Origin of the sequence: Nitrososphaera sp. (assembly GCF_050748925.1) — an archaeon.
In the GTDB taxonomy this organism is placed as follows: domain Archaea; phylum Thermoproteota; class Nitrososphaeria; order Nitrososphaerales; family Nitrososphaeraceae; genus Nitrososphaera.
Genome location: NZ_JBOGQF010000014.1, coordinates 1 through 20,112 on the forward strand (window position 1 = coordinate 1; position 20,112 = coordinate 20,112).

A 20,112-nucleotide genomic window follows, 5' to 3' on the forward strand; every position below is an offset into this window, starting at 1 on the left:
GGTCAGCAACTCGTCTCTGTCCCAAATGTCGGTCTCCGAGTAAGGGCTGAGCCGTTTTGTCCTCTTTTGTTTGACCCTAACGAATTCAGGGGTCTCCCAATTCATTTCATCTATAGAGTCTTCTTTGCCATATTGAGAATGGAGCCATCTAAAGAATCTCTTCAGCCTATGAAGATAGTCGTTCCAAGTAGTAATCCACTTCTTCTCAGGATCTTCAGCCTCGGATTTGATTTTCGTGTCCAGGAATGTAATAATCTCATCTTTCTTCCTTATTTCTAAGAAGGTTTTGTCAGGGCCCAGATAGACGGCAAAGACTACCGCGGTTTTTAGCTGGTTATTCTGGTGGCGTTCAGAAGAGCCGTTTTGTCTCATGTAATCCAAGTATGCTTTGGCTATCTCAGCATTCATTCTGTTAGGCAAAAGGGCGGCCTTTGCTATCGTCGTCGTCAGTTTGGTCGGCATTTTCTAAGTTAAACCTCCTTCGTGGCGATGTAGTAGAAAAAGAATCGCCCGGCGTGTTTTAGTACAGAGCCCTTGGAAAAAAGTGGGCCCAAAGGGATTCGGACCCTTGGCCGACCGGTTATGAGCCGGTCGCTCTAACCAGGCTGAGCTATGGGCCCACGCAAGACAAAAATTCTGCCGAGTATGTATAAAGGTTTGGAGGGGTCAGCAGTGCATGTCGACGTATTTTTCCTGCACCGAGTCGAGGAGCAGGTTCTGCGCCGCCAGCGACTCGACAGCCGCCGCAAACGCCTTTTCCTGCTTTTCAGCCGGCAGGCTCGCAAGGATGTCGCGCCAGACTTGGGCGTGCCTCATGTCGGCTTCTTCGTGTATCTCGAAATAGTGCAGCGCGTCCCCGCCCGTCATGCCGTAGAACTTGCATAGGCCGTCGATCTTGCTCCTGCTTATCCTTGGCAGTTCCGCCTCAAAGGCGTACATTGCCGCCACTGCCTCCTCAAACGACGAGCCCGTCACCTTCATCATCCTGCCGACGGCCTCGTTTGTCTTTGCCGCGCCTGAATAAGTGACAAGTTCTTTTGGAGCAACACCCATTGCGCCTGCAAACCTCGCCCATGGCTCAACGTGCTCTGCCTCTTCTTTCATGTTGCCCTCTATGTCGGCCCTGTACGAAGGGTTGGTGTTGGCAGACGCAACGTTCTGCACAAACGCGGGGACCGCCTTGACCAGCTGGAAATATTCCTGCGAATAGCCTTGCAGGTGATCGACTGTCAGCTTGCCTTCCGACCACATCTGGTAAAACGGATGTTGCAGGAGGCTGCGCTTTTCGATCTCGGAGTCGATCCTCTCGACAAGATGGTTGTCCATGATGAGAATATTTGAGAAAAGCCATAGAAAAACCTTTGGCAACGCAAGGATTTTATGTCAACGGATCTGCATTTTTTTAGTAAAGTCGCTCCGGTGGTGTAGTCCGGTCAAGCATTCCGCCCTTTCAAGGCGGAGATCCCGGGTTCAAATCCCGGCCGGAGCACTCGTTCTTCCAGCATTTGCAGATGCGATAACGCCATCATATGCAGAATGAAGCAATCTTTATACGGTTTGCAGTCGAATTCTGGCCATGACCGAAAGCGCCTGGATTGCACACGGCGTCACGAATGAAGAGTTTGAGAAATACGAGAACGAAGTTGAAAGGTTTGTCGCGACGCTGCAAACAATGATTGCAAAGTTGCACGACGAAGGGCATCTGGACAATGCCGCGCTGGTCCAGTTCGGGAAGGTTCTGAAGGACAGGCCTTCGCCCTAGATGGACTGGACACTGTCACCATCGCTCTGAGAAATGCAGCCTGTAAGACGATGACGTGAAAATGTTCTGCAATCAAATAAGGCAATCGATAAGATTAGCCCTATTTCTTTACCAGCATGGCAAGTCTTCAAAAGAAGAGCCTCAACGCACCGGACGATACGCGAAACTTTGACAAGGGGAAAATGCAAATAGTCAACGTCGGCGACACAAGCTTTGGCCGATTCCAGCTCGAGCCGGGATGGCAATGGTCCAAGTCTGTAAAGCCAATAGTCAAGACGGAAAGTTGCCAGCAGCAACATACCGGCTACATAATTTCTGGAAGGATGAAGATCAGGATGGACGACGGCACCGAGTCAGAAGTCGGCCCAGGAGACTTTACAATAATCCCGCCCGGCCACGACGCGTGGACAGTAGGAAACGAGCCTTGCGTCGGAGTCGACTTTACGGGAGCAAAGACCTACGCAAAGTAGCTCCCACGCGCCTTTATTTTTGCCGCTGTTTTTTCGCTCTTTCTTCCTCTATCTCTTCAGCAGGCGTTTCCGTTGCCGTGACCTGCTCCTGCCGGATGTCCTCTGGCGCCGGCGTAGCAGGGCGAACGTTCTTGTTCGCAACAGGACCGCTGGCAGTTGCGCGATATTGCCGGTCACTCTGAAATGAAGTGGCAGTATCGGGAGGAGTGGGGCTCTCTTTTGTACTTGACCCCAGAACAGAATTTCTCGTCTCTCCCTGCCACCTGTCGCCTTTCTTCTTTCCGCTCTGGCTGTTCAGGCTATCAGTGCCCATACCAGTCTAACGCACTGATTTCTTTAAACAGTTGCCAAAAGGCAGGCTATTGCGCTTCAGAGCGTGCGGCTTTCCCGATTGGGACTTTTCTTACGAGCGTCTTTGTGGTCAACAGGCCCACGATGACGCCTTTTCTGTTCAAGACAGGCAGCCGGCCGATGTTGTTCTTTTTCATCAGAGATAGCGCTTCCTCGGTCGATGCGTAGGAATAGATGGTAATCAGCGGGGCGCTCATGATGTCCTTGAGCGCCACCTTGAACGGGCCCCTGTTTTGTGCCACTATGCGAAAGATGATGTCCCTTTCAGTGATCATGCCGACCGGGATGCGCGATTTGCTTTCGGGATCGTTTCTTGTGACTATGATGCTGCACCCTTCGCTCTGGTACATTGCCTTGGCGGCCTCGGCGACAATTATGTTTTCATCCAGGCTGACAAAGGTCCTGTCAGCTATCTTGCCTGCGTTCAACAGCCCTCGTGCATTATATCCCAAAGATGGCATATCAAAGTAGCTGCCACATACGAAAAGGCGTAAATACAATAAATGTGCATAGTACTGCGGGTTAGGTCGAAAAGCAAGTAATCGCAGTCAAATGCGGTCATTTGCCCCCTGTAGGACTCAGGTTTTACAGGATTGGCCTAACCCGTTTTACCTTCCATAATCTTATAGGTCTGGAGCATCATCTCCAATCGATGCTAAAATTCAAGTGTGCCGATGTCGGCTTTAACTGCGACTGGACGACGACAGGGGACACGCAAGAAGAGATCCTGCACAATTGCGCTGCACATGCACAGAAGGATCACGGGATGAAGCCATCTGACATTACAGAGGATCTAAAGTCCAAGATAAAGGCAAACATCAACAGGTTCTGGAATCTGCCGTCCTAGCATACTTTTTTGCAGCTTGCAAGTTCGTGCAATATCACCTTACCGGAGTGTGGCGCCCTTGTTCTTTGCATTGCGACGGCTGCGCGGCAGAGTTTTTGCCGATCTAGTAATCTCTACAGAGGCATGTCGTCGACTTCTACCCTTACGCGCACGAGCCGGTCGGTGTTCTTGAACGTATAGACGGACCTGCTCCTGCCCTTGACCCCGCCGTAGCCCTTGACCTTTTCTGCGAGCCGGGCCCTCAGCTTGTCGACCTGGTACTCGGCGATAAGCAGGTTGCCCAGTATGTTTTCAAGCTCGGTGTCGCGCGCCTCTGGCTCCTGGTCATTTTTCATGTGCAAAAAAACCCGCTCCAGCCCTAAAAGTGAGGTGCGTTTTCTACGTACTTTCTGCCACCTATCGTGTAGTGGATCTCTTCGATAAAGTTTGCCTGCTCGACGACCGGGCTGGAATAGTTTGCGCCGCAGACTGGAACGCCTTCGATTTCTTCATCGACGAGGATTTCCTGGCTTGACATGGTGCTATATCTCGGCGACCAAGTATAGAGGATTTTCGCTATCACGTTATAGAACATTCGTGCGATTTACCACCGGCGTTGTAGGTGGCATTAAATTAATATGGTCAAAAAATATCCCTACCATTGGGAAAGGACTGTCTTGGGCAAGAGAAACATAGAGGCCAACCCGCTCACCGACCTTTGTGGCGACTACCTTTCCGGAATCGAGGACGCGCTAAAGCGCGAGCTTGACCTCTACTCATGGTCCGAGTTCCACGCCCCGCTTCGCTACGCCTGCGACGGAGGCAAGCGCATACGGCCGCTGATACTCGTGTTGTCGGCAGAGGCCACCGGCCCCGGCAGGGCAAACGGAGACGCCTACCTTGCGGCTTCTGCAATCGAGCTTTTGCACACAGAGTCCATAATCCACGATGACATCATCGACGAGGAGAACACGCGGAGGGGCAAGCCGTCCTTCCACATAAAGTACGGCTATAACAGCAGCATCCTCACCGCGGATTTCGTCCTGGGCGTCATACTCAACATCGGGTCGAAATTAAAGAACCCACAGGTGATAAACGAGCTTTCCAAGGCCGCCACGCGCATGAGCGAAGGTGAGATGATGGAAATTCGCCTGAACAAGGCGCCGGCGATAACCGAAGACGACTACATCAAGGTGCTCGACTTCAAGACCGCGTCGCTGTTTGAGGCGTCGGCCAAGATAGGGGCAATGCTGGGCAACGGGAGCGAGGAGCAGGTGAGCGCCATGACGACGTTTGGAAGGCTCCTCGGTATAGCGTACCAGATCCACGACGACCTCATAGACTGGAACGACGAGGACAAGCTCTTCAACATGCTGGTCAAGCAGAACAACAACTCTAACGATTTCATCGACAGGATGGAAAACCTGTACCAGTCATATGCGGCCAAGGCCAAGAACGAGCTCTGCAGGGCCGGCTCGCAAAACGAGGCCGTGGCCCACCTGGAGCACCTGACGGACCTGGCATCTGTCCAGATCTAGGCGCGCTTTTTGTACAGCCACGGCGCGGTTGCACGCGTTATGGCAGGCATTATCACATAGGTCATCAAGAGCACCATGATGACGACGCCGGCGACTGTCCGCAGTATCGCAGGCAAGCCTTCGGTCGCCTGCTGGATAAAAGGGACGAGCGTCAGGAGCAGGACCGATATGACAGGTATCACAATTAGCGCCATCTTGTAGCGCGGAGCCACCTTGCTGGCTCGCGGCGTGAACCAGAAATCCAGGCCGGCCTGCACCTCCATCCGGGGCTCGCCCTCTACCACTGCGCGGCTCTTCTCTATCCACCCCTGCCGCTCCTCTGACCTCTGCCACCTTTCCAAGGCTGCATAGCTGTCAAAGCGCAAGATGATGACGTATTCGAGGCTTGCGGGGTCCGGCCGGATTATGTCGGCACCCATATAGCCGGCAAACCCCTTTGCGGCGCCGATGATGCCCTGCATCCACTCTTCAAACTCTTGCACCTTGCCCGCCCGGGCAGTCCGGGTGACGATGACGGTGACCGGCTCGCTCACGTGCAATATAGGCAGTCGCAGGAAATAACCTTGCTACCCTAGCGGGCCGGAGGCCGCGCCGGACACAAAGCTGAGGTCAGGCACCGCCTTTGACGCAAAGTCAAGGAGCGGGGCGTGCCAGATGCCAAAGCCCACCATGAACACGACTGCGAACACGAGCACAGCCAGTATGGCGCGGGGCTCCTTTACCCTGCTCATGTCAGGGCCTTCTTCCATGTACATCTTTCTCATTATCCAGGCATAGTAGCCCAGAGATAGCGCGCTGTTGAGTACGCCGGCGATGGCAAGCCATGGGCCCCATTCGACGGCAGGGCCGGAGTTGATGGCAGAGCCAAAGATCACCAGCTTGCTCCAGAACCCGTTGAGCGGGGGCACTCCTGCAAGGGCAAGCAGCGATATCGACAGGGTAATAGCCGTAATGGGCATGCGCCTGCCAAGCCCCCGGTATTTTTCAAGGCTGTAGCTGGCAAGGGCGACTGCCACGCCGGCCACCGCGACAAAGCCTGCGGACTTCATGACCGCGTGGTTGATGATGTGGAACAGTGAGCCTGACAGAGCCTGGTCAGAGTAGGGTGCCAGCGCGATGCCTATCATGATGTATCCGGCCTGCGCAATCGACGAGTAGGCGAGGATCCTCGGCACGCTCCTCTGCATTATGGCGCCGAGGTTTCCTATCGTCATCGTAAAGACGGCAAGTATCGCAAGGGTGAGCGTCCAGTCGGCGTTGAGGGCAAACATGCCAAGGACGATCACCCGCAGCGCGGCTGCAAAGCCGGCCTTTTTCGTCCCTGCCGCAAGCAGGCCGCCGATGGGCGTGGGCGAGCCTTCATACGTGTCCGGCAGCCACATGTGGAAAGGCACGAGGCCCATCTTGAAGCCAAATCCTGCCACGAACAGCGCGACTGCGAGCAGGGCGACAGGCATGAGCGACGGGTCGAGGCTCGTCATTGTCTTTATCGACTCGCCAATGTTGGTCGTGCCGGTCATGCCGTAGACGAGGCCTATCGCAAATACGAGAAGCGCCGACGCAAGGGCGCCAAACATGAAGTACTTTATCGCCGCCTCGTTTGAAATAGGGTCGCGCTTGTTAAACGCCGCCAGCGCGTACGTCGGCAGCGACATCAGCTCCCACGCGACCAGCAGCATCACGAGGTCCGTCGAGTACGCGATGAGCACCATGCCTATCGTCGACAGCAAAATGAGCGAGTAGTAGGCCGCAGGGTTTGTCCGGCCCTTCATGTAATTCCACGAAGAGGCCGTCATCATCAGCGACACTATCAAAAGCGCGATTGCAAAGAACGAGCCAAACAGGTCGTCGACCAGCACGTCCTCGCCAAACGCGACCGCGGGCAGGACCTCGCCGGTAAATACCCGGAATATCACGATGCCTATGGCCACTGCTATAGCGCCAAACGCGATGGCGCTATAGATCTTGTTCCGGTCAGCCCCTCTCTCGCGCCTGCCGGCGTCGAGCGCCGGAATAGCAAGGCCCACTACGCCGAGGATTACCGTCACGAGCACAGGTGTTGAGAGCAGGTCGACCATTCTTTTTCAATCTCCTATAGCAACAGGAGCATCACTACTATCATGATGCCCACTCCAAATACAAACAGGTAAGTCTGTGTGATGCCGGTCTGGCTTGCCTTGACGACCTTTGACATGCCGGCCATCGCGCCCTGGAAGCCGGGGTTGATTCCGTCGATGACCGTGCTTTCAAAGTAGCGCCAGATAAAGCGGTATATGGCCATCGGCCCGATGACGCCTCCCCAGTACAGTGCGGTGTTCAGGTACCAGCGGTTGTAGAGGAACTTCCAGATGCCGCGCGTGACAATATTGCGGCCAATGGCCTCGGGATCGGCCTTTTTCGCGATGTAAAAGACAAAGCCCAGCGCGCCCCCTATGCCAAACGCCCCAACCGACGCTATCGCGGCCGTCGGGTTGAGGTTGAGGAAGCCCCTTTCAGGGTTGGCTTCGTGTGGAGCCGAGATGTTGAACGAATGCTGGAGGTATTCAGTGAACAAATGATGCAATTGCTCTTCAAACATGAACCCAACGACGCCGACTGCTATACTCGCGACTGCTAGTATCGCAAACGGCGCCCACATCCTGGCGCCAACTTCGTGGACGTGGTGGCCTTCGTGCTCCATCTTTTCGACATGCTTGCTCTTGTTGCCAAAGAAGGCCATACCTATCATCCTGAAGGTATAGAAGGCTGTCATGATGGCCACGATTGCGGCCATTGCAAAGAGGGCCCACGAGTACTGGTAGCCGGACTCTAGCACGGCTGCAAATATCGCGTCCTTGCTCCAGAATCCAGAGGTAAAGAGCGGCGCGCCTGCAAGCGACAGCGCGGCAAGCAGCATGAATATGTACGTCTTTGGCATATGCTTGCGCAGGCCTCCCATGTCGCCCATAAAGCGCGAATGGACGGTGTGCAATATCGCGCCGGCACCCATAAAGAGCGCAGCCTTGAACATGGCGTGGCTCATAAGGTGGAAGAATCCTGCAGTATAGCCGTCCGTAAAGTTTAGCGAGATGCCTGCTATGCCGAGGCCCATCATCATGTAGCCTATCTGCGACCCTGTCGAGTAGGCGAGCACCTTCTTGATCTCGGGGCTGACAAGCGCCTGCGTTGCAAGCAGGAACGCGGTTATAGCGCCGACCCAGGCGACCACTTCAAAGAACTGGCCGGTGTTGAGCGCCGACAGTGCAAAGAAGAGCGGCCCGATCCTTGCGACTAGGAAGACGCCTGCCTTGACCATGGTCGCTGCGTGTATGAGCGCAGATACAGAAGTCGGGCCAGTCATGGCTTCAAGCAGCCACTCGTTGAGCGGGAATTGCGCGGACTTGCCTATCGCGCCACCGAACAGCAGCACCGCGGCGGGCACAAGCAGGTTCTGCGCAGCCATCTCTTCTGCCCACGACTGGTCGGCTATGAGTTCCTTAAAGCCAAACGTTCCTGCGTAGGCAAATATCAGGAACATGCCGGCAAGCATCATCACGTCTCCGGCCTTGGTCATGAGGAAGGCCTTCATGCCTGCATGCGTGGGCGCGGTCCACATCGGTATGCCGCCGGCCCTGTGCCCCTCCACCCCGACATAGTCCTTCTTCCGGTCATAGTACCAGAACGCGATGAGCGCATAGGAGGCAAGGCCCACCCCTTCCCACCCAAAGAAGACCATTAGCAGGTTATCCGAAACTACGATGAGCTGCATCGAGCCTATGAAGAAGAGCATAAAGAACCAGTACCTTGTGAGGTCCTTGTCGCCGTGCATGTAGCCGGTCGAGTAGACCATGATGAGGAACGATATCCACCCCACGATGTTGGCCATGATGATGGCAAGCGGGTCCGCAAGGACGCCGGCCTTCAGGTCAAGCGCCGAGATCCACGGGATCTGGCTGTGCACTTCGCCACCGGAAAGGGCGAGTGGTATCAGGGTAGCCGCAGAAATGGCGCTTGCAAGCGCAAAGCCCACAGCGATATAGTCGCGGGCATTTTTGCTGCCCTTGGCGATGAGCGGCATGGCTGCTGCGCCGATAAAGGGCAGCATCCAGATCATCCAGACGTTGATAGATTCGATAAATCCAACCACCATTAGTGACCGCCTCCCGTCTCTACACCCTCCTCAACTGCAACGCCATCCGCGCCAGCCTCAGATGCATGGGCTACTGGCTCGATTATGCCGGACGACTCGGGCGCAGGCAGGACGCCGGGGCTATCGGCAAAGATGCCCTGCACATAGCCGGATATCGGGTCAAAGAAGGCATCAGGGTAGACGCCTATCGCAAGCGACAATGCCGCAAACACAGCCATCGTCGCAGTGATGTAGGGGCTTGCCTCCTTGACGTGCGCCATCTCCTCCGGCATCTTGCCAAAGAATATGCGCTTTATCATCCATAGTATGTAGGCAGAGGTCAGTATGGTCGACATGATGCCAAAGGCAAAGAGGAGCACCCTGAACGCGTCGCCGCCGTCATGAGACGCCGTCTGGAGAACGCCGCCAAACATCGTCCACTCGGCCATGAATCCACTGGTGGGCGGGATGCCCATTATCGTCAGCGCGCCTATCATGGCTATGACTGCCGTATAGGGCATCTTGCCTCCAAGGCCGCCCAGCTTGGACATGCTCCTAGTGCCAGTCTGGAGGATGATAGAGCCGGCCATCATGAAGAGCACGGCCTTGCCGAGCCCGTGCGTCACATAAAACATGGTAGCTCCGGATATGCCGAGGATGCTTTCAGAGCCGAGGCCAAACAGGATGTAACCCATCTGGCTGATTGACGAGTAAGCAAGAACTTTTTTGATGTCGTCCTGCATCAACGCCATTGCGCCTCCGTACATCATGGTAGCAAGTCCCCACATGTTGATGTAGATGCTGTACTGCTCATAACTTCCAGTCAGCAGTTCCATCCAGAGCCGCAGCAGGCCGTAGGCGCCGATGCCGATCATTGCCGGCGACAGTAATGCTGACACAGGCGTCGGCGCTTCTGCGTGGGCGTACGGGAGCCAGATGTGCAGCAAAAATGCCGCCAGTTTCACGCCAAGGCCTGCTATCAGGCCAAAGACGATGAGCGGGAGCCACTCGGCAGGTATCTTGCCCACGTTTTCCTTGACCGTAGTATAGTCAAAGCCGCCTGCAAAGAACCCCATCGCAAGCAGGCTCAGCAAGAGCACCACGGCGCCGACGTGCGTCCAGAAGAAGAACATCAGGGCGATCCTGCGCTTTGCCCCATAGCCGTAGAAGGCTATGAGGAAGAACGAAGGGACGAGCATCAGCTCAAAGAACACGTAGAACTCGATGAGGTTGGTCGCAAGGATGGAGCCAAGCATGCCCATCGAGAAGGCGAGGTACAGGCCAAAGTAGAGGCCCATCTGATGGTTGACGTATTTCTGCTGCTCGGCAGTCAGGGTCACCTGGCCGGTGGAGCCGTGGTGCTCGTGGCCGCCCTGCGAAGCGCTGGCGCCAGGCATCTGCTCCATTATCTTGTGAATCATGTACGGCTTTGAATAGAGCGCAAGCACCGTGCAGAGGATGTAGATGATTAGCGCAAAGGGCAGGGCGAGGCCGTCAAGGCGCAGGCCAAAGTTGCCAAACTGGCCCCACACGTACGACTCCTCGTACGACGACATGCCGCCGTGCAACAGCATGGCCGGCATGAACAGCAGGCCGGTCGAGACTGCAAGCGTGCCAAACGAGAACCATGTCACCGCAGTCGAGCCGGAGCGCTTGCCGATTATGTAAGCGATTGGCGCAAGCAGCAGGGGCATAAAGGTCGCTGCCAACAGGAAATATGACTCTGCCATTGCACTCTAACCCCGCATGCTCCGAAATTCCGCGACGTCGATCTCTTTGTAAAGCCTGTAGGCGATGACGACTAGGCCGAGGCCGATGGCCACTTCGGCCGCTGCAATCGCAATGGAAAATAGCGCAAACACCTGGCCCTGTACGTTACCGGTGTATCTTGAAAAGGCAACCAGGTTGAGGTTAGCCGCGTTGACGATGATCTCTATCGATATGAGCATCCTGATGGCGTTGCGCTTGACCACAATGCCATAGATCCCCACCGCCACGAGAACTATAGAGATTATCAGGAAATCAATTAACTCTGTCATTTTCTTGTTCCACGTCCTCCCTGCGGGCAAGCGCAAGAGCCGCTATTATAGAGCCTGCGAGCGTCAGGCCGAGCACGATGAGCACCGGCGAATAGTAGGTGAGCATCTCCTCGCCTATGGCTACAAAGTCGATTGCAGGCGCGGTAAAGCTGTCAGAGCTGTTCAGGCCGGAAGCCAAAAGCACCACGCCGGCGCCGACCATCATGAACAGCATGAGCACGATGCCGCCGGCCTTTCTCCCCTTGTCTTCCTTGATGGAAAAGAGCGCCTGGGTCCTGACGAGCATGACGGTGAATATGATGAGCACGGCGACGGCGCCCACGTACACGGCTATCTGGAACATGGCCACAAAGGGCGCGTCCAGCAGCAGGAAAAAGCCGGCGATGCCGAGCATCGAGATGGCCAGGCCGATTGCGCCATAGATGAGCTCGCGCGTCTCAAGCGCGATTATGGCCGAGCCGACGGTCAGGACTGCGAGCCCTACGAATATTGGGTCAACCATGCGTGGCCCCCCTGTCGGTTATCTTGATCTCGATGTCGCCGTCGTATTTTGGCTTGACTTCGAGCTGCTGCGGCGTGTAAATGAGATGCTCCTTTGTAAACGAAGAAAGTTCATAGTCGTTTGTCATGAAAAGCGCATAGAACGGGCATGCGTCGACGCAAAAGCCGCAGAACACGCACTTGCCATAATCTATCTGCGGCATGATGCTCTTCTTGTTCTGCTTCCAGTTCTCGTCCACCTTGACCATGCCTATGGCCTCTGCTATCCCTTCGCACGCGATGGCGCACAGCTGGCAGCCGGTGCACTTGTCGTGCAGGAGAATGTGCCTGCCCCGGTAGCCGGCGATGCCCACACCCTTTTTTGGGTCGAACTGGTAGCCGTCGCCCACAAAGCGCAGTTTCTCTTCGGGATAGCGGAAGGTAAAGCGCCTGATGAGGAGGTGCTTTGATCCAGATTCTATCGCCTTGATAAAGCCAGATGCAGAACTCATCGTACCAGCAGCCCTCCCGGACCAAGTACGCCGCCATATATTAGTGCAAGGGCGACGAACATGTTGATGAACGAAAGCACGATCAGCTTGTACCAGCCTGTATGCAGCAGGATGTCTATCCTGATCCTCGTGCTGATGCCCCTTGGGAGCAGCATCAGCATGATTACGCCAAAGGTCTTTATCGTGAACCAGAAGATGGCCGACAGCGTGGTCGGGTTATAGATCTTTTCGCCCGTGTAGCCGGGGAGTATCTCTTGAGGGAATATCACAGGCCCGGACCAGCCGCCGAGAAAGAGCACGACAAACAGCGCGGCCAGCGCGTACAACTTTAGATACGTGCCCAGTTGTATGAGCCCGTATATCATGCCCGAAGTCTCGGTGATCCAGCCTGCCACTATTTCGCTCTCTGCCTCGGGGAGGTCGAACGGGATTCTTTCAAGCTCTGCAAGCGACGAGATGTAGAACACGAACGCGCTTATCGGCAGGAAAAAGACGAACCAGTACGAGGCCATCTGCGACTCGACGATGCCGGTCAGGTTGAGCGTGCCGGCGAGGATGACCACCGACAGCGCCGCTATGATGAACGGGATTTCAAAGGCGATTATCTGGTGCAGCGCGCGCAGGCCGCCTATGAACGGGTACTTGCTGTTGCTTGCCCACGCAAACAAGAGCGTGATGAGGGGGAAGAACCCGAGTATCGCAAAGATGGCAAGCAGGCCCACGTCCACGTCGGCAACCACCCAGCCGGGGGCCACCGGTATGAGCGCGGCCAGCGCGCCTGCCACGGCCACGAACGCTATCGGGGCGGCCCAGAATATCGGCTTGTCAGCCGCCGCGGGGACGATAATCTCTTTGGAGATCAGCTTTAGCCCGTCGGCCATCAGCTGCAGGATGCCTTCCACCTTGCCCGCGTACAGCGGGCCGTACCTCAGCTGCATCTTGGCCAAGAACTTTCTCTCTATGAATATCGTCGCGGCGGCTATCAGCGCGGCGTACATGAAACCGGGAAAGGCTGCCACCCTGAACAGATCCGTGTGAATGAGGAACTTTATTATCGGAACGGTGCGCGTGGGGTCGACGACCATAGTCAGGAAGAGGTACGGCGTCAGCGGCGCGTCGCCAAGAGGCGGCAGCGGCACGTAAAAGAGCACCACGAACAAGAGTGGGAGGCCGACGAGGGAGAATATGATGAGTACCCAGAATACCAGCCACAGCACGCTGCCGATAAACTCGCCAAAGCGGAACGACTCTGTGTATGACATTACCTGTCAGCCTCCACAGGCCAGTAGTTGAGAGACCAGTAAATGGACGGCATGTCTGCCAGCTTGTTGCCGACGAGCAGGTGGTTGAGCGCAAGCATGTTGCGGAACGAGCCTACAGAGATCTTTACCCTGTACGGCTTGGGCGTGCCGTCGCTCACGATATAGTATCCGAGCGCGCCGCGGCCCGACTCTACTCTCCGGTAAGACTCGCCGGGTGGGCCCTTGGGGTTTGGCTGCAGTTTCGTGCGCACGTCGCCGGAATCCGGCATCTTGTCCAGTAGTTGCCGCATAATATTGCAAGACTCTTTCATGTCGAGGAACGGGACGTACGAACGGGCAAACGAGTCGCAGGTCTTCATATACTGCACCTTGAAATCAATCTCGTTGTAAACGTCATAGGGCTCTACCTTGCGTATGTCGTAGGGGACGCCTGACGACCTCAATACAGAGCCGGTGACGCCCAGCTTTATCGCGTCTTCCTTGGTCAGTATGCCGACACCCTCGGTCCTCTGCCTGAAAAGTGGCATGTTGTAGAAAATGTCCTCGTATTCCTTCAGGCGCTTTTCAAAATATGCAATATGGGAAAGGCACTTTTCCTTAAAGCCCTGGGGCATGTCGTTTCTCACGCCGCCGGGGATGTTGTATGCGTGCGTCACGCGCGCCCCGGTGAGGCGCTCCAAAAGATCGATAAACAGCTCGCGGTCGCCGGCAGGCCACATGAACATGGTCGAGTGGCCGAGGAATATACCATAGATGGCGAGCCAGTAGAGGGTGTAGACCTGGCGATTGAGTTCCGATGCGATTGCCCTGATAAACTGGCCCCTTCGCGGGACTTCGATGCCCATCAATTCTTCAATGGCGAGGCTGTAGGCATAGGTGATGTTGTTAGAGTCGTGGATAACAGGCCGCTCCAGGTGCGGGATGTTTTGTATGACGTTGCGGTACTCGGCCATCTTTTCTTCGCCCCTGTGGACATAGCCGGGGTCCGGGTCGCAGTAGACGATATAGTCGCCGTCGACCTTGATTACAAAGCGAAAGTGGCCGGAGCCGGGGTGCTGCGGGCCGACGCTGAGGGTCATCAGGCGGTCTTCTTCCGTCTCCTTTACCACCTGGAGTCCCAATTTCCTCGTCTCCTCTATTTTTTCATCAAGGCTTGCCATGTTATTATCTTCCCTTTATCCTGAAATCCTTGCGCAGCGGCGGAATGTCTGCCCAGTCCTCTGGCAGAAGGAAGCGCTCGTTCCTCGGGTGCCCTTCAAAGTACACGCCGAGCATTTCAAAGGTCTCGCGCTCGTGGTATTCAACGCTCCTGTAGACGTTAATTAAGCTTGGCATGCGGGCGTCGTCCCTATTGGTGCGAGATGCGAGAACCATGATCTGTGCCATCAGTTCGTCGCGCGTGTACGAGCCAAGGTGGTAGTCGACTTCTATCTGGCTGTCCTTTGGATAATCTGTTCCGCCTGCAGACTCGGCGTGGTCAAATCCCACACTGTCGCGCAGAAACGTCGCAACCTCGACGAGGCTTGAAGGCTCGACCATGACCTTTATCCTGAGCGGCCTTATGTAGAGTATCTTTACCGCGTCGCCAAAGCGCGCAGTCAGCTGCTGCGCAAGGCCCTTCTCAAATGCCGGCGGCTCGGGCTCTTTTTTTGCCGGAGGTGCACCTGCTGTTGCTGGAGGCTTTGCAGCTGTTGCCGGTGGTGCAGCCTTTGCTGGCAGAGAAGCGGGTTTGGCAGGGGCGGCTGCCGGCTTGGCCGGCGCGTTTGCAGCTGGAGGCTTTGCTGCTGGCTTTTTCGGCTCTTCGCTGCTCATGTTACTTGATCTTTTGTCTCTTTATTTTTTCCTGGAGAAGCATGGTACCCTGAATAAGCGTCTCTGGTCTGGGAGGGCACCCTGGCACGTACACGTCCACAGGCACTACGCCGTCCACGCCTGGCAGGACGTTGTACGAGTCGATGTAGAGTCCGCCGGTGATGGCGCACGCGCCCATTGCGATGACGTACTTAGGCTCTGGCATCTGGTCGTAGACCATCCTGAGCCTCGGGGCCATCTTGCGCGTTACTGTCCCTTGCACCACGATGAGGTCGCACATGCGCAGCGAGCCGAACGCCTCGATGATACCGAACCTCTCGACATCGTACCTCGGGCTAGAGGCCGCGCCAAACTCGACGCTGCAGCATGCGGTTTCCAGGTGCACAGGCCACAGGGACCAGATTCTTCCCCAGTTGATTGCATAGCCAAGAGGCCGGTCCAGTGCCTTTACGAGCACGTCGGACAGCTTGGATACCATCACGTTAAAGTTGGTGGGGCTGACCAGTTCCTTGTTCATCTCTTTCTCTCCTCAGCCATTTCTACGCTGTTACCGTATTTATAACCTGCGAGCATTACCAGATCCCCTTCTTTCCCGAGAGGTAGAGAGCATAGCCCATTGCGGCAAACATTATTCCAAGGAACGCGATTATGGGCAAAGTTGCCGTCCTCGGGATGTTGAAAAGCGCCGAGCCCCACGCATACAGAAAGATAGACATGACGTCAAAGACGACGAACATGAGTATGTAAGCGTAATACTGCATCATGAAATGAGACCTGCCCTCGCCGGTCGGCATCTGGCCGCACTCCATCGGCAGGAACTTTACTGGGTTATAGCGGCGCCTTGGAGAAAGCAGCCGCGACAAAATCAGGGCCGGGACTCCGGCTACAAGCCCGAACCCGAGCATGTAGAGAATTGGGGCAAACTCTGCGGCGGTCTCTCCAGCCAAGTCAACCATGCTGGTCTGGCGAAGATATAAAAACTTAACGAGAATTGTGTCCGGCAATCGCGGAATTACTTTAGCACCATGTTAAACAGCTGTCTCGCAGCCAGTTTTGGGTGGTGGAACGCCAGCTTCATCATCTTTGCAGCCGTAAAATCGGCCTTGATAAAGTCGATAAACTCGTCGGCAGACATGTCGCGCAGTATCCCGATCTCCTTGTCCCATTCTCCGTCAGAGAGCCCTATCCAGCGCGACTGCACCTTGAGCGCCGACGCTATCTTTGCCGCGACCCGGGCCTTCCACGCTTTTTCATAGTCGGCAAGCGACTCTTTGCTTGCATTGTGCGCAAGCGACCGGGCGCCCACCTCGCCGGCAAGCCGGCCAAACTCTATCGCGTAGCGGATGCCTTCAAGTACAAGTGGGTTTGACTGGCCGGCCGAGTCGCCTACCATCAAGAGGCCGTCGGCGACGCTGTGCTGGCGCGGCCCCTCGTTTGGGATAAAGCCATAGTGCAGTTCGACAGGCTGGATCTTGCCCAGGGCGTCCAGAGGCTTTAGCCGCTTTTCAAGGACCGCATGCAATTTGCCAAGAGGGTCGGCCTGCGACTCTGGCCTCCCGATGCCGACCCCTATCCTCACCCGGTTCTTTGATAATGGAAAGACCCACGCATAGCCGGCCTCCGAATACTGCTGGCCGACCATCAGAGTCCACGTCAGCGAGTCTGCGTGGTCGCAGTAGCACTCGTACTCTGCTCCGACCCCGTAGCGCCTCCACTCGCCGGCCAGGCCGGCCTTGCGCCCCACCGACGTGCTAAAGCCGCTTGCGTCTATCACGAGTGGGCATTTCACCTCCATGTCGCCGGCAGGCGTGCTCGCCTTGACGCCGGTCACTGCGCCATTTTCCTTGGCAATGTTAATGACGTTGCTCTTTACCATTATCGTCGCGCCGGCCTCGGCGGCCAGAAACGCCAGGTGCTGGTAGGTCGCCCGGACATCAAGGACGCACGACCGGGGAGTGCTGCCGGATATCATGACGTCGTTAGAGGGCGACACAAAGCGGTAATTTGCAATAGGGTTATAGAGCGAGCCGGGGATGCCAAGTGACTCCATTGAGTCTATCCAGCTGACGCCAGAAGTTCTCACGCTGTGCGCTATAGCCTCGTCCTTTTCAAACAGTACCACCCTGGCGCCGGCCTTTGCGGCCGACTGCGCCGCGGCAAGCCCCGCCGGGCCGCCGCCGACCACCGCGACGTCGTATGTGCTAGCCACCGGTAAAAGACACCCCGCCAAAGCGCATGTAGGGCAGAATCGAGGAATGTATGACCTTGCGCTCCTTTGAAAGTCCTGTCAGGTTCTTTATGCACTTGAAAACGTTGCCGGCGACCATCACTTCCTTAACCGCGTGCCCGAGCTCGCCATTTTTGATAATCCTGCCGCCCTTGACCACGCCGGAAAAGTCCCCGTTGACCGGGTTGACGTTGCCTGAAAACCTGCTTATCATCATCCCCTGCTTTATTTCCGACACGAGCGAATCAAGGCTCTGCCTGCCGGGCGCCACGATAAAGTTGGTCGCGGCCACGGACGGCGGCGTGGTGGTTGAGCCGCTTGCGTTGCCTGTGCTCCTGACGCCGTCCTTTCTCGCAGTATAGGTGTTGTACAGGAACTTTTTCAGCACGCCCTTTTCGACGATGACGTTTCGCTTGTGGGCTACGCCTTCCCTGTCAAAGCTTGCAGCCGCCAGGCCTTGCGGGTTCGTGGCGTCGTCTTCGATTGTCAGCAGTGGCGATGCAATGCTCCTGCCCAGCTTGCCTGCAAAGTGGCTCGACTTTTTCTGGACAGAGTCAGAGTTTATGGAATGCTCAACAGCTTCTTCGACAAGCTCGATGGCAGCCGCCGGCGTCAGCAGCATCTCGCCGTTAAAGCTGTCTATTTTGCGGGCGCCAAGCGAGTTGACGACGGTGTGTACAAACTCGTCGGCGGCAGACAGGACGTTTATCCCCTTGACAGAGTGCGAGCTTCCAGACTGGACGTCGAAACTTGAAACGTCGCTGCCGTCTATTGCCATCCCCATCACCGACCACGAAAACGCGCTCAGCCTCTCTGAGAGCAGCGTGCCGTTAGAGTTGCCCAGCCAGTGCCTCACGAGCGCGGCAGTAAAGTTGCCGCTGTCGACGCTCACCCGGCTGTCGCTCTTGGCAGCCTGCAGCAACTCTGCTGCAAGTGAGGCCGCGTCGCCGGCCTCAAACGCCTCGGCTTTTCTGTCATAGATACCGCGCAGGGGCGCGACCTTGGACCTGCCTGATGGCAGGCTGTTGAATTTGTCCCTGGGGCTCACCCGCGCCATCTTGACCGCCATAGCCGCCGCCTGCTTTACCTTGTCGGCCGCGACGCTGTTTACCGCGTAAAAGCCCAGCGCGCCGTTTACGAGCACCCTAACGCCCAGCGCCGCCGAGTCTTGCGACTTGGCCTGCTTCAGGTCGTTGTTTTCGATAAACACTTCAGACTCGCTTGCGGTCGCGACGTACGCCTCGCAGTCGCCCGCTCCCAGAGCCTCGGCCTCTTTGATAGCAAGCCGGATGACGTCTTGCATCACTGCATGCCCCCTATTATCGCCGTGCAGCGCACGTGCGGGCCCCCGCCGTCCACCTTGGCCGGCTGGTACTTGCCGCAATAGCCGGTTCCAATGTCGTACTCGAATTTATTTCCGACCATGTCGATTGATTTTAGCACTTCAAACGCGTTGCCAGATATGCTTGCGCCCCTCACGAGTTCCCGCACCTCGCCGTTTTCAATCAGGTACGCCTCCTGCGCCCCGAACATGAACTCGCCGTTTGCGTCGGCCTGACCGTTCCGGGCGCCCTTTACCAGGTAGCCGTGCTTGGTCTCCTTGATGATGTCGTCCAGCTTGTCCGACCGCGGCTCGATGTAGGTGTTTCGCATCCTTATCATGGGCTCGTCGCTGTAGGTGAACGCCCGCGCGTTCCCGGTGGAAGGGGTGTTGAACGCAAAGGCCGACTCACGGTTGTGCAAAAACGACTTTAGGATGCCGCTCTCAATTATTGGGGTCCTGCCTGCCTCCACGCCCTCGTCGTCGATGCCTATCGTGCCGGCGGCGTTTCCGGAAATGTCTGACAGGCCGCTGTCAACAAGCGTAACAAGCTCGCTTGCCACCTTTTGCCCGACCTTGTCCTTGACGACTGAGCCTGACAGCACGAAATCTGCCTCTACCGTGTGCCCTATTGCCTCATGGCAGAGCAGGCCCACCATCCCGGGGTCCAGTATTATCGTCGTTTTTTCACCAGTGGCGTATTTTGCCTTTAGCAGTTTGGCCGCCTTGTCCGCCGCCGCCTGCGCATAATCAAGGTGGCTTTTCTTGAAAAGGTCGTCCCAGCCCCCGGTTACCCCGACGCCTTCGTGTGCGGTAGCGCTCTGGCTGCCGGCTTTGGCTATCGCAGTCACGTTGAACTCGGGCTTTGAATCAAATATTTCCACCTGCGCGCCGTCGCTGTTCACTATGGCCTTGTAGTCCAGCATGTCGCGGTAGATTGCAGAGGCCGACTTGACTGCCTTGTTTTTTCTTGCGGCCGCCTCGGCCTCCTTTGTCATCTTTACTTTTTGCTCAATGTCAACGTCTGCCAGCTTGCCCCTGACCGTGGCTTCAAAGCGGCCCTTGACCATCTTTGATTCCGCAAGGCCGGCCACCCTGTTCTTTTTCGAGCCGGCAAGTACCCGGGCCATCGAGACCGCGCTTGCAAGCGAACCTTTCAGGCCGGCGGTGTTGTTGGTGCTTGAAAATCCCCAGCAGCCGTCAACGAGCACGCGGATGCCGCAGCCGGCGTTTTCGACCATCCGCATCCTCTCAAGCCGGCCGTTGACGAAATTGACCTCGGAAACCGCCCTTGCGTGGTAGCGCGCCTCGATGTAGGTTGTTCCCCTTGACGAGGAGAGGAGTGAGAGCAGGGCGTCTAGCATGTATGCAGCCCTGCAGCGCCTGCTGTAAATTATGTGTTAT

Annotated in this window: 25 protein-coding genes and 2 tRNA genes; 5 read left to right on the forward strand and 22 right to left on the reverse strand. The window is 56.3% G+C overall.

The features are described from left to right. From ACREAY_RS02230 to ACREAY_RS02240, 3 genes are all read right to left on the reverse strand, one after another. On the reverse strand, positions 1–462 hold a 462-nt coding region (locus tag ACREAY_RS02230; protein WP_431754131.1), incomplete at its 3' end, for a hypothetical protein. An 83-nt stretch (positions 463–545) separates the two neighbouring features. Further along, a tRNA-Ile gene (locus ACREAY_RS02235) sits at positions 546–620 on the reverse strand. Positions 621–666: 46 nt separating this feature from the next. Further along, positions 667–1,326: an iron-containing redox enzyme family protein gene (locus tag ACREAY_RS02240; protein ID WP_431754132.1), complete on the reverse strand. Its 660-nt coding sequence runs from the start codon at positions 1,324–1,326 to the stop codon at positions 667–669. Positions 1,327–1,413: 87 nt separating this feature from the next. Between ACREAY_RS02240 and ACREAY_RS02245 the strand changes: the two genes are divergently transcribed. The 3 genes from ACREAY_RS02245 (at position 1,414) to ACREAY_RS02255 (ending at position 2,232) form a co-directional block, all read left to right on the forward strand. Beyond that, positions 1,414–1,489 (forward strand) — tRNA-Glu (locus tag ACREAY_RS02245). An 87-nt stretch (positions 1,490–1,576) separates the two neighbouring features. After that, complete coding sequence (locus tag ACREAY_RS02250; RefSeq protein ID WP_431754133.1) at positions 1,577–1,762, forward strand: hypothetical protein; 186 nt, start codon at positions 1,577–1,579, stop codon at positions 1,760–1,762. A 116-nt stretch (positions 1,763–1,878) separates the two neighbouring features. Then, positions 1,879–2,232 (forward strand): cupin domain-containing protein, encoded by a 354-nt coding sequence (locus ACREAY_RS02255; RefSeq protein ID WP_431754134.1) that lies wholly within the window; start codon positions 1,879–1,881, stop codon positions 2,230–2,232. A gap of 13 nt (positions 2,233–2,245) precedes the next feature. Here ACREAY_RS02255 and ACREAY_RS02260 read toward each other — a convergent pair whose 3' ends face one another. Together ACREAY_RS02260 and ACREAY_RS02265 are read right to left on the reverse strand one after the other, a co-directional pair. Then, a complete protein-coding gene (locus ACREAY_RS02260; protein WP_431754135.1) occupies positions 2,246–2,545 on the reverse strand; it encodes a hypothetical protein in 300 nt (99 codons plus the stop codon). A gap of 46 nt (positions 2,546–2,591) precedes the next feature. Beyond that, the gene (locus ACREAY_RS02265; RefSeq protein WP_431754136.1) at positions 2,592–3,011 is read right to left on the reverse strand and encodes a CBS domain-containing protein; all 420 of its coding nucleotides are present in this window, start codon (positions 3,009–3,011) and stop codon (positions 2,592–2,594) included. 224 nt (positions 3,012–3,235) lie between these two features. Here ACREAY_RS02265 and ACREAY_RS02270 point away from each other — a divergent pair, with 224 nt between their 5' ends. Next, the gene (locus tag ACREAY_RS02270) at positions 3,236–3,430 is read left to right on the forward strand and encodes a DUF1059 domain-containing protein (protein ID WP_431754137.1); all 195 of its coding nucleotides are present in this window, start codon (positions 3,236–3,238) and stop codon (positions 3,428–3,430) included. 113 nt (positions 3,431–3,543) lie between these two features. Here the strand turns inward: ACREAY_RS02270 and ACREAY_RS02275 are convergent, their stop codons facing one another. Then, the gene (locus tag ACREAY_RS02275; protein WP_431754138.1) at positions 3,544–3,765 is read right to left on the reverse strand and encodes a hypothetical protein; all 222 of its coding nucleotides are present in this window, start codon (positions 3,763–3,765) and stop codon (positions 3,544–3,546) included. 23 nt (positions 3,766–3,788) lie between these two features. After that, positions 3,789–3,947 (reverse strand): hypothetical protein, encoded by a 159-nt coding sequence (locus tag ACREAY_RS02280; protein WP_431754139.1) that lies wholly within the window; start codon positions 3,945–3,947, stop codon positions 3,789–3,791. Between the two features lie 139 nt (positions 3,948–4,086). On the opposite strand from ACREAY_RS02280, the gene ACREAY_RS02285 reads away from it, so the two are divergent. Continuing rightward, positions 4,087–4,947, forward strand: a complete 861-nt coding sequence (locus ACREAY_RS02285) for a polyprenyl synthetase family protein (RefSeq protein ID WP_431754140.1) — start codon at positions 4,087–4,089, stop codon at positions 4,945–4,947. Here ACREAY_RS02285 and ACREAY_RS02290 read toward each other — a convergent pair. From ACREAY_RS02290 to ACREAY_RS02360, 15 genes are all read right to left on the reverse strand, one after another. Next, on the reverse strand, positions 4,944–5,480 hold the full coding sequence (locus ACREAY_RS02290) for an antibiotic biosynthesis monooxygenase (protein ID WP_431754141.1): 537 nt from the start codon (positions 5,478–5,480) through the stop codon (positions 4,944–4,946). The genes ACREAY_RS02285 and ACREAY_RS02290 overlap by 4 nt on opposite strands. 33 nt (positions 5,481–5,513) lie before the next feature. Then, positions 5,514–7,025: an NADH-quinone oxidoreductase subunit N gene (locus ACREAY_RS02295; protein WP_431754142.1), complete on the reverse strand. Its 1,512-nt coding sequence runs from the start codon at positions 7,023–7,025 to the stop codon at positions 5,514–5,516. Positions 7,026–7,039: 14 nt separating this feature from the next. Further along, a complete protein-coding gene (locus tag ACREAY_RS02300; RefSeq protein ID WP_431754143.1) occupies positions 7,040–9,076 on the reverse strand; it encodes an NADH-quinone oxidoreductase subunit 5 family protein in 2,037 nt (678 codons plus the stop codon). Then, on the reverse strand, positions 9,076–10,785 hold the full coding sequence (locus tag ACREAY_RS02305) for a complex I subunit 4 family protein (RefSeq protein ID WP_431754144.1): 1,710 nt from the start codon (positions 10,783–10,785) through the stop codon (positions 9,076–9,078). Before ACREAY_RS02305 ends, ACREAY_RS02300 begins: the two co-directional genes overlap by 1 nt. Positions 10,786–10,791: 6 nt before the next feature. Continuing rightward, positions 10,792–11,094: an NADH-quinone oxidoreductase subunit NuoK gene (nuoK, locus tag ACREAY_RS02310; RefSeq protein WP_431754145.1), complete on the reverse strand. Its 303-nt coding sequence runs from the start codon at positions 11,092–11,094 to the stop codon at positions 10,792–10,794. Next, positions 11,078–11,596 (reverse strand): NADH-quinone oxidoreductase subunit J family protein, encoded by a 519-nt coding sequence (locus tag ACREAY_RS02315; protein WP_431754146.1) that lies wholly within the window; start codon positions 11,594–11,596, stop codon positions 11,078–11,080. Before ACREAY_RS02315 ends, nuoK begins: the two co-directional genes overlap by 17 nt. Then, a complete protein-coding gene (locus ACREAY_RS02320; RefSeq protein ID WP_431754147.1) occupies positions 11,589–12,086 on the reverse strand; it encodes a 4Fe-4S binding protein in 498 nt (165 codons plus the stop codon). The genes ACREAY_RS02315 and ACREAY_RS02320 overlap by 8 nt, the downstream gene beginning before the upstream one ends. Further along, positions 12,083–13,348 carry a complex I subunit 1/NuoH family protein gene (locus ACREAY_RS02325; RefSeq protein ID WP_431754148.1) on the reverse strand — a complete coding sequence of 422 codons (1,266 nt, stop codon included), beginning with the start codon at positions 13,346–13,348 and terminating at the stop codon, positions 12,083–12,085. Before ACREAY_RS02325 ends, ACREAY_RS02320 begins: the two co-directional genes overlap by 4 nt. After that, positions 13,348–14,427: an NADH-quinone oxidoreductase subunit D gene (locus ACREAY_RS02330; protein WP_431754153.1), complete on the reverse strand. Its 1,080-nt coding sequence runs from the start codon at positions 14,425–14,427 to the stop codon at positions 13,348–13,350. The genes ACREAY_RS02325 and ACREAY_RS02330 overlap by 1 nt, the downstream gene beginning before the upstream one ends. Positions 14,428–14,512: 85 nt before the next feature. Next, positions 14,513–15,160 carry an NADH-quinone oxidoreductase subunit C gene (locus ACREAY_RS02335; RefSeq protein WP_431754149.1) on the reverse strand — a complete coding sequence of 216 codons (648 nt, stop codon included), beginning with the start codon at positions 15,158–15,160 and terminating at the stop codon, positions 14,513–14,515. Between the two features lies 1 nt (position 15,161). Then, positions 15,162–15,677, reverse strand: coding sequence for an NADH-quinone oxidoreductase subunit B (locus tag ACREAY_RS02340; protein ID WP_431754150.1), 516 nt, complete (start codon positions 15,675–15,677; stop codon positions 15,162–15,164). A 55-nt stretch (positions 15,678–15,732) separates the two neighbouring features. Then, the gene (locus tag ACREAY_RS02345) at positions 15,733–16,065 is read right to left on the reverse strand and encodes an NADH-quinone oxidoreductase subunit A (RefSeq protein WP_431754154.1); all 333 of its coding nucleotides are present in this window, start codon (positions 16,063–16,065) and stop codon (positions 15,733–15,735) included. Positions 16,066–16,172: 107 nt separating this feature from the next. Continuing rightward, complete coding sequence (locus ACREAY_RS02350) at positions 16,173–17,369, reverse strand: NAD(P)/FAD-dependent oxidoreductase (RefSeq protein WP_431754151.1); 1,197 nt, start codon at positions 17,367–17,369, stop codon at positions 16,173–16,175. Further along, positions 17,362–18,690 carry a TldD/PmbA family protein gene (locus tag ACREAY_RS02355; protein ID WP_431754155.1) on the reverse strand — a complete coding sequence of 443 codons (1,329 nt, stop codon included), beginning with the start codon at positions 18,688–18,690 and terminating at the stop codon, positions 17,362–17,364. The genes ACREAY_RS02350 and ACREAY_RS02355 overlap by 8 nt, the downstream gene beginning before the upstream one ends. After that, entirely contained in the window at positions 18,690–20,072 is a 1,383-nt protein-coding gene (locus ACREAY_RS02360; RefSeq protein WP_431754152.1) for a TldD/PmbA family protein, read from the reverse strand. Before ACREAY_RS02360 ends, ACREAY_RS02355 begins: the two co-directional genes overlap by 1 nt. Positions 20,073–20,112 lie beyond the last annotated feature (40 nt).

Coding starts and splice junctions, on each gene's coding strand:
- ACREAY_RS02340 (WP_431754150.1), bottom strand. CDS start 15,677: ATGAACAAGGAACTGGTCAGCCCCACCAACTTTAACGTGATGGTATCC.
- ACREAY_RS02280 (WP_431754139.1), bottom strand. CDS start 3,947: ATGTCAAGCCAGGAAATCCTCGTCGATGAAGAAATCGAAGGCGTTCCA.
- ACREAY_RS02345 (WP_431754154.1), bottom strand. CDS start 16,065: ATGCTCGGGTTCGGGCTTGTAGCCGGAGTCCCGGCCCTGATTTTGTCG.
- ACREAY_RS02250 (WP_431754133.1), top strand. CDS start 1,577: ATGACCGAAAGCGCCTGGATTGCACACGGCGTCACGAATGAAGAGTTT.
- ACREAY_RS02325 (WP_431754148.1), bottom strand. CDS start 13,348: ATGTCATACACAGAGTCGTTCCGCTTTGGCGAGTTTATCGGCAGCGTG.
- ACREAY_RS02305 (WP_431754144.1), bottom strand. CDS start 10,785: ATGGCAGAGTCATATTTCCTGTTGGCAGCGACCTTTATGCCCCTGCTG.
- ACREAY_RS02335 (WP_431754149.1), bottom strand. CDS start 15,160: ATGAGCAGCGAAGAGCCGAAAAAGCCAGCAGCAAAGCCTCCAGCTGCA.
- nuoK (WP_431754145.1), bottom strand. CDS start 11,094: ATGACAGAGTTAATTGATTTCCTGATAATCTCTATAGTTCTCGTGGCG.
- ACREAY_RS02260 (WP_431754135.1), bottom strand. CDS start 2,545: ATGGGCACTGATAGCCTGAACAGCCAGAGCGGAAAGAAGAAAGGCGAC.
- ACREAY_RS02270 (WP_431754137.1), top strand. CDS start 3,236: ATGCTAAAATTCAAGTGTGCCGATGTCGGCTTTAACTGCGACTGGACG.
- ACREAY_RS02255 (WP_431754134.1), top strand. CDS start 1,879: ATGGCAAGTCTTCAAAAGAAGAGCCTCAACGCACCGGACGATACGCGA.
- ACREAY_RS02330 (WP_431754153.1), bottom strand. CDS start 14,427: ATGACCCTCAGCGTCGGCCCGCAGCACCCCGGCTCCGGCCACTTTCGC.
- ACREAY_RS02275 (WP_431754138.1), bottom strand. CDS start 3,765: ATGAAAAATGACCAGGAGCCAGAGGCGCGCGACACCGAGCTTGAAAAC.
- ACREAY_RS02315 (WP_431754146.1), bottom strand. CDS start 11,596: ATGGTTGACCCAATATTCGTAGGGCTCGCAGTCCTGACCGTCGGCTCG.
- ACREAY_RS02295 (WP_431754142.1), bottom strand. CDS start 7,025: ATGGTCGACCTGCTCTCAACACCTGTGCTCGTGACGGTAATCCTCGGC.
- ACREAY_RS02320 (WP_431754147.1), bottom strand. CDS start 12,086: ATGAGTTCTGCATCTGGCTTTATCAAGGCGATAGAATCTGGATCAAAG.
- ACREAY_RS02355 (WP_431754155.1), bottom strand. CDS start 18,690: ATGCAAGACGTCATCCGGCTTGCTATCAAAGAGGCCGAGGCTCTGGGA.
- ACREAY_RS02300 (WP_431754143.1), bottom strand. CDS start 9,076: ATGGTGGTTGGATTTATCGAATCTATCAACGTCTGGATGATCTGGATG.
- ACREAY_RS02360 (WP_431754152.1), bottom strand. CDS start 20,072: ATGCTAGACGCCCTGCTCTCACTCCTCTCCTCGTCAAGGGGAACAACC.
- ACREAY_RS02240 (WP_431754132.1), bottom strand. CDS start 1,326: ATGGACAACCATCTTGTCGAGAGGATCGACTCCGAGATCGAAAAGCGC.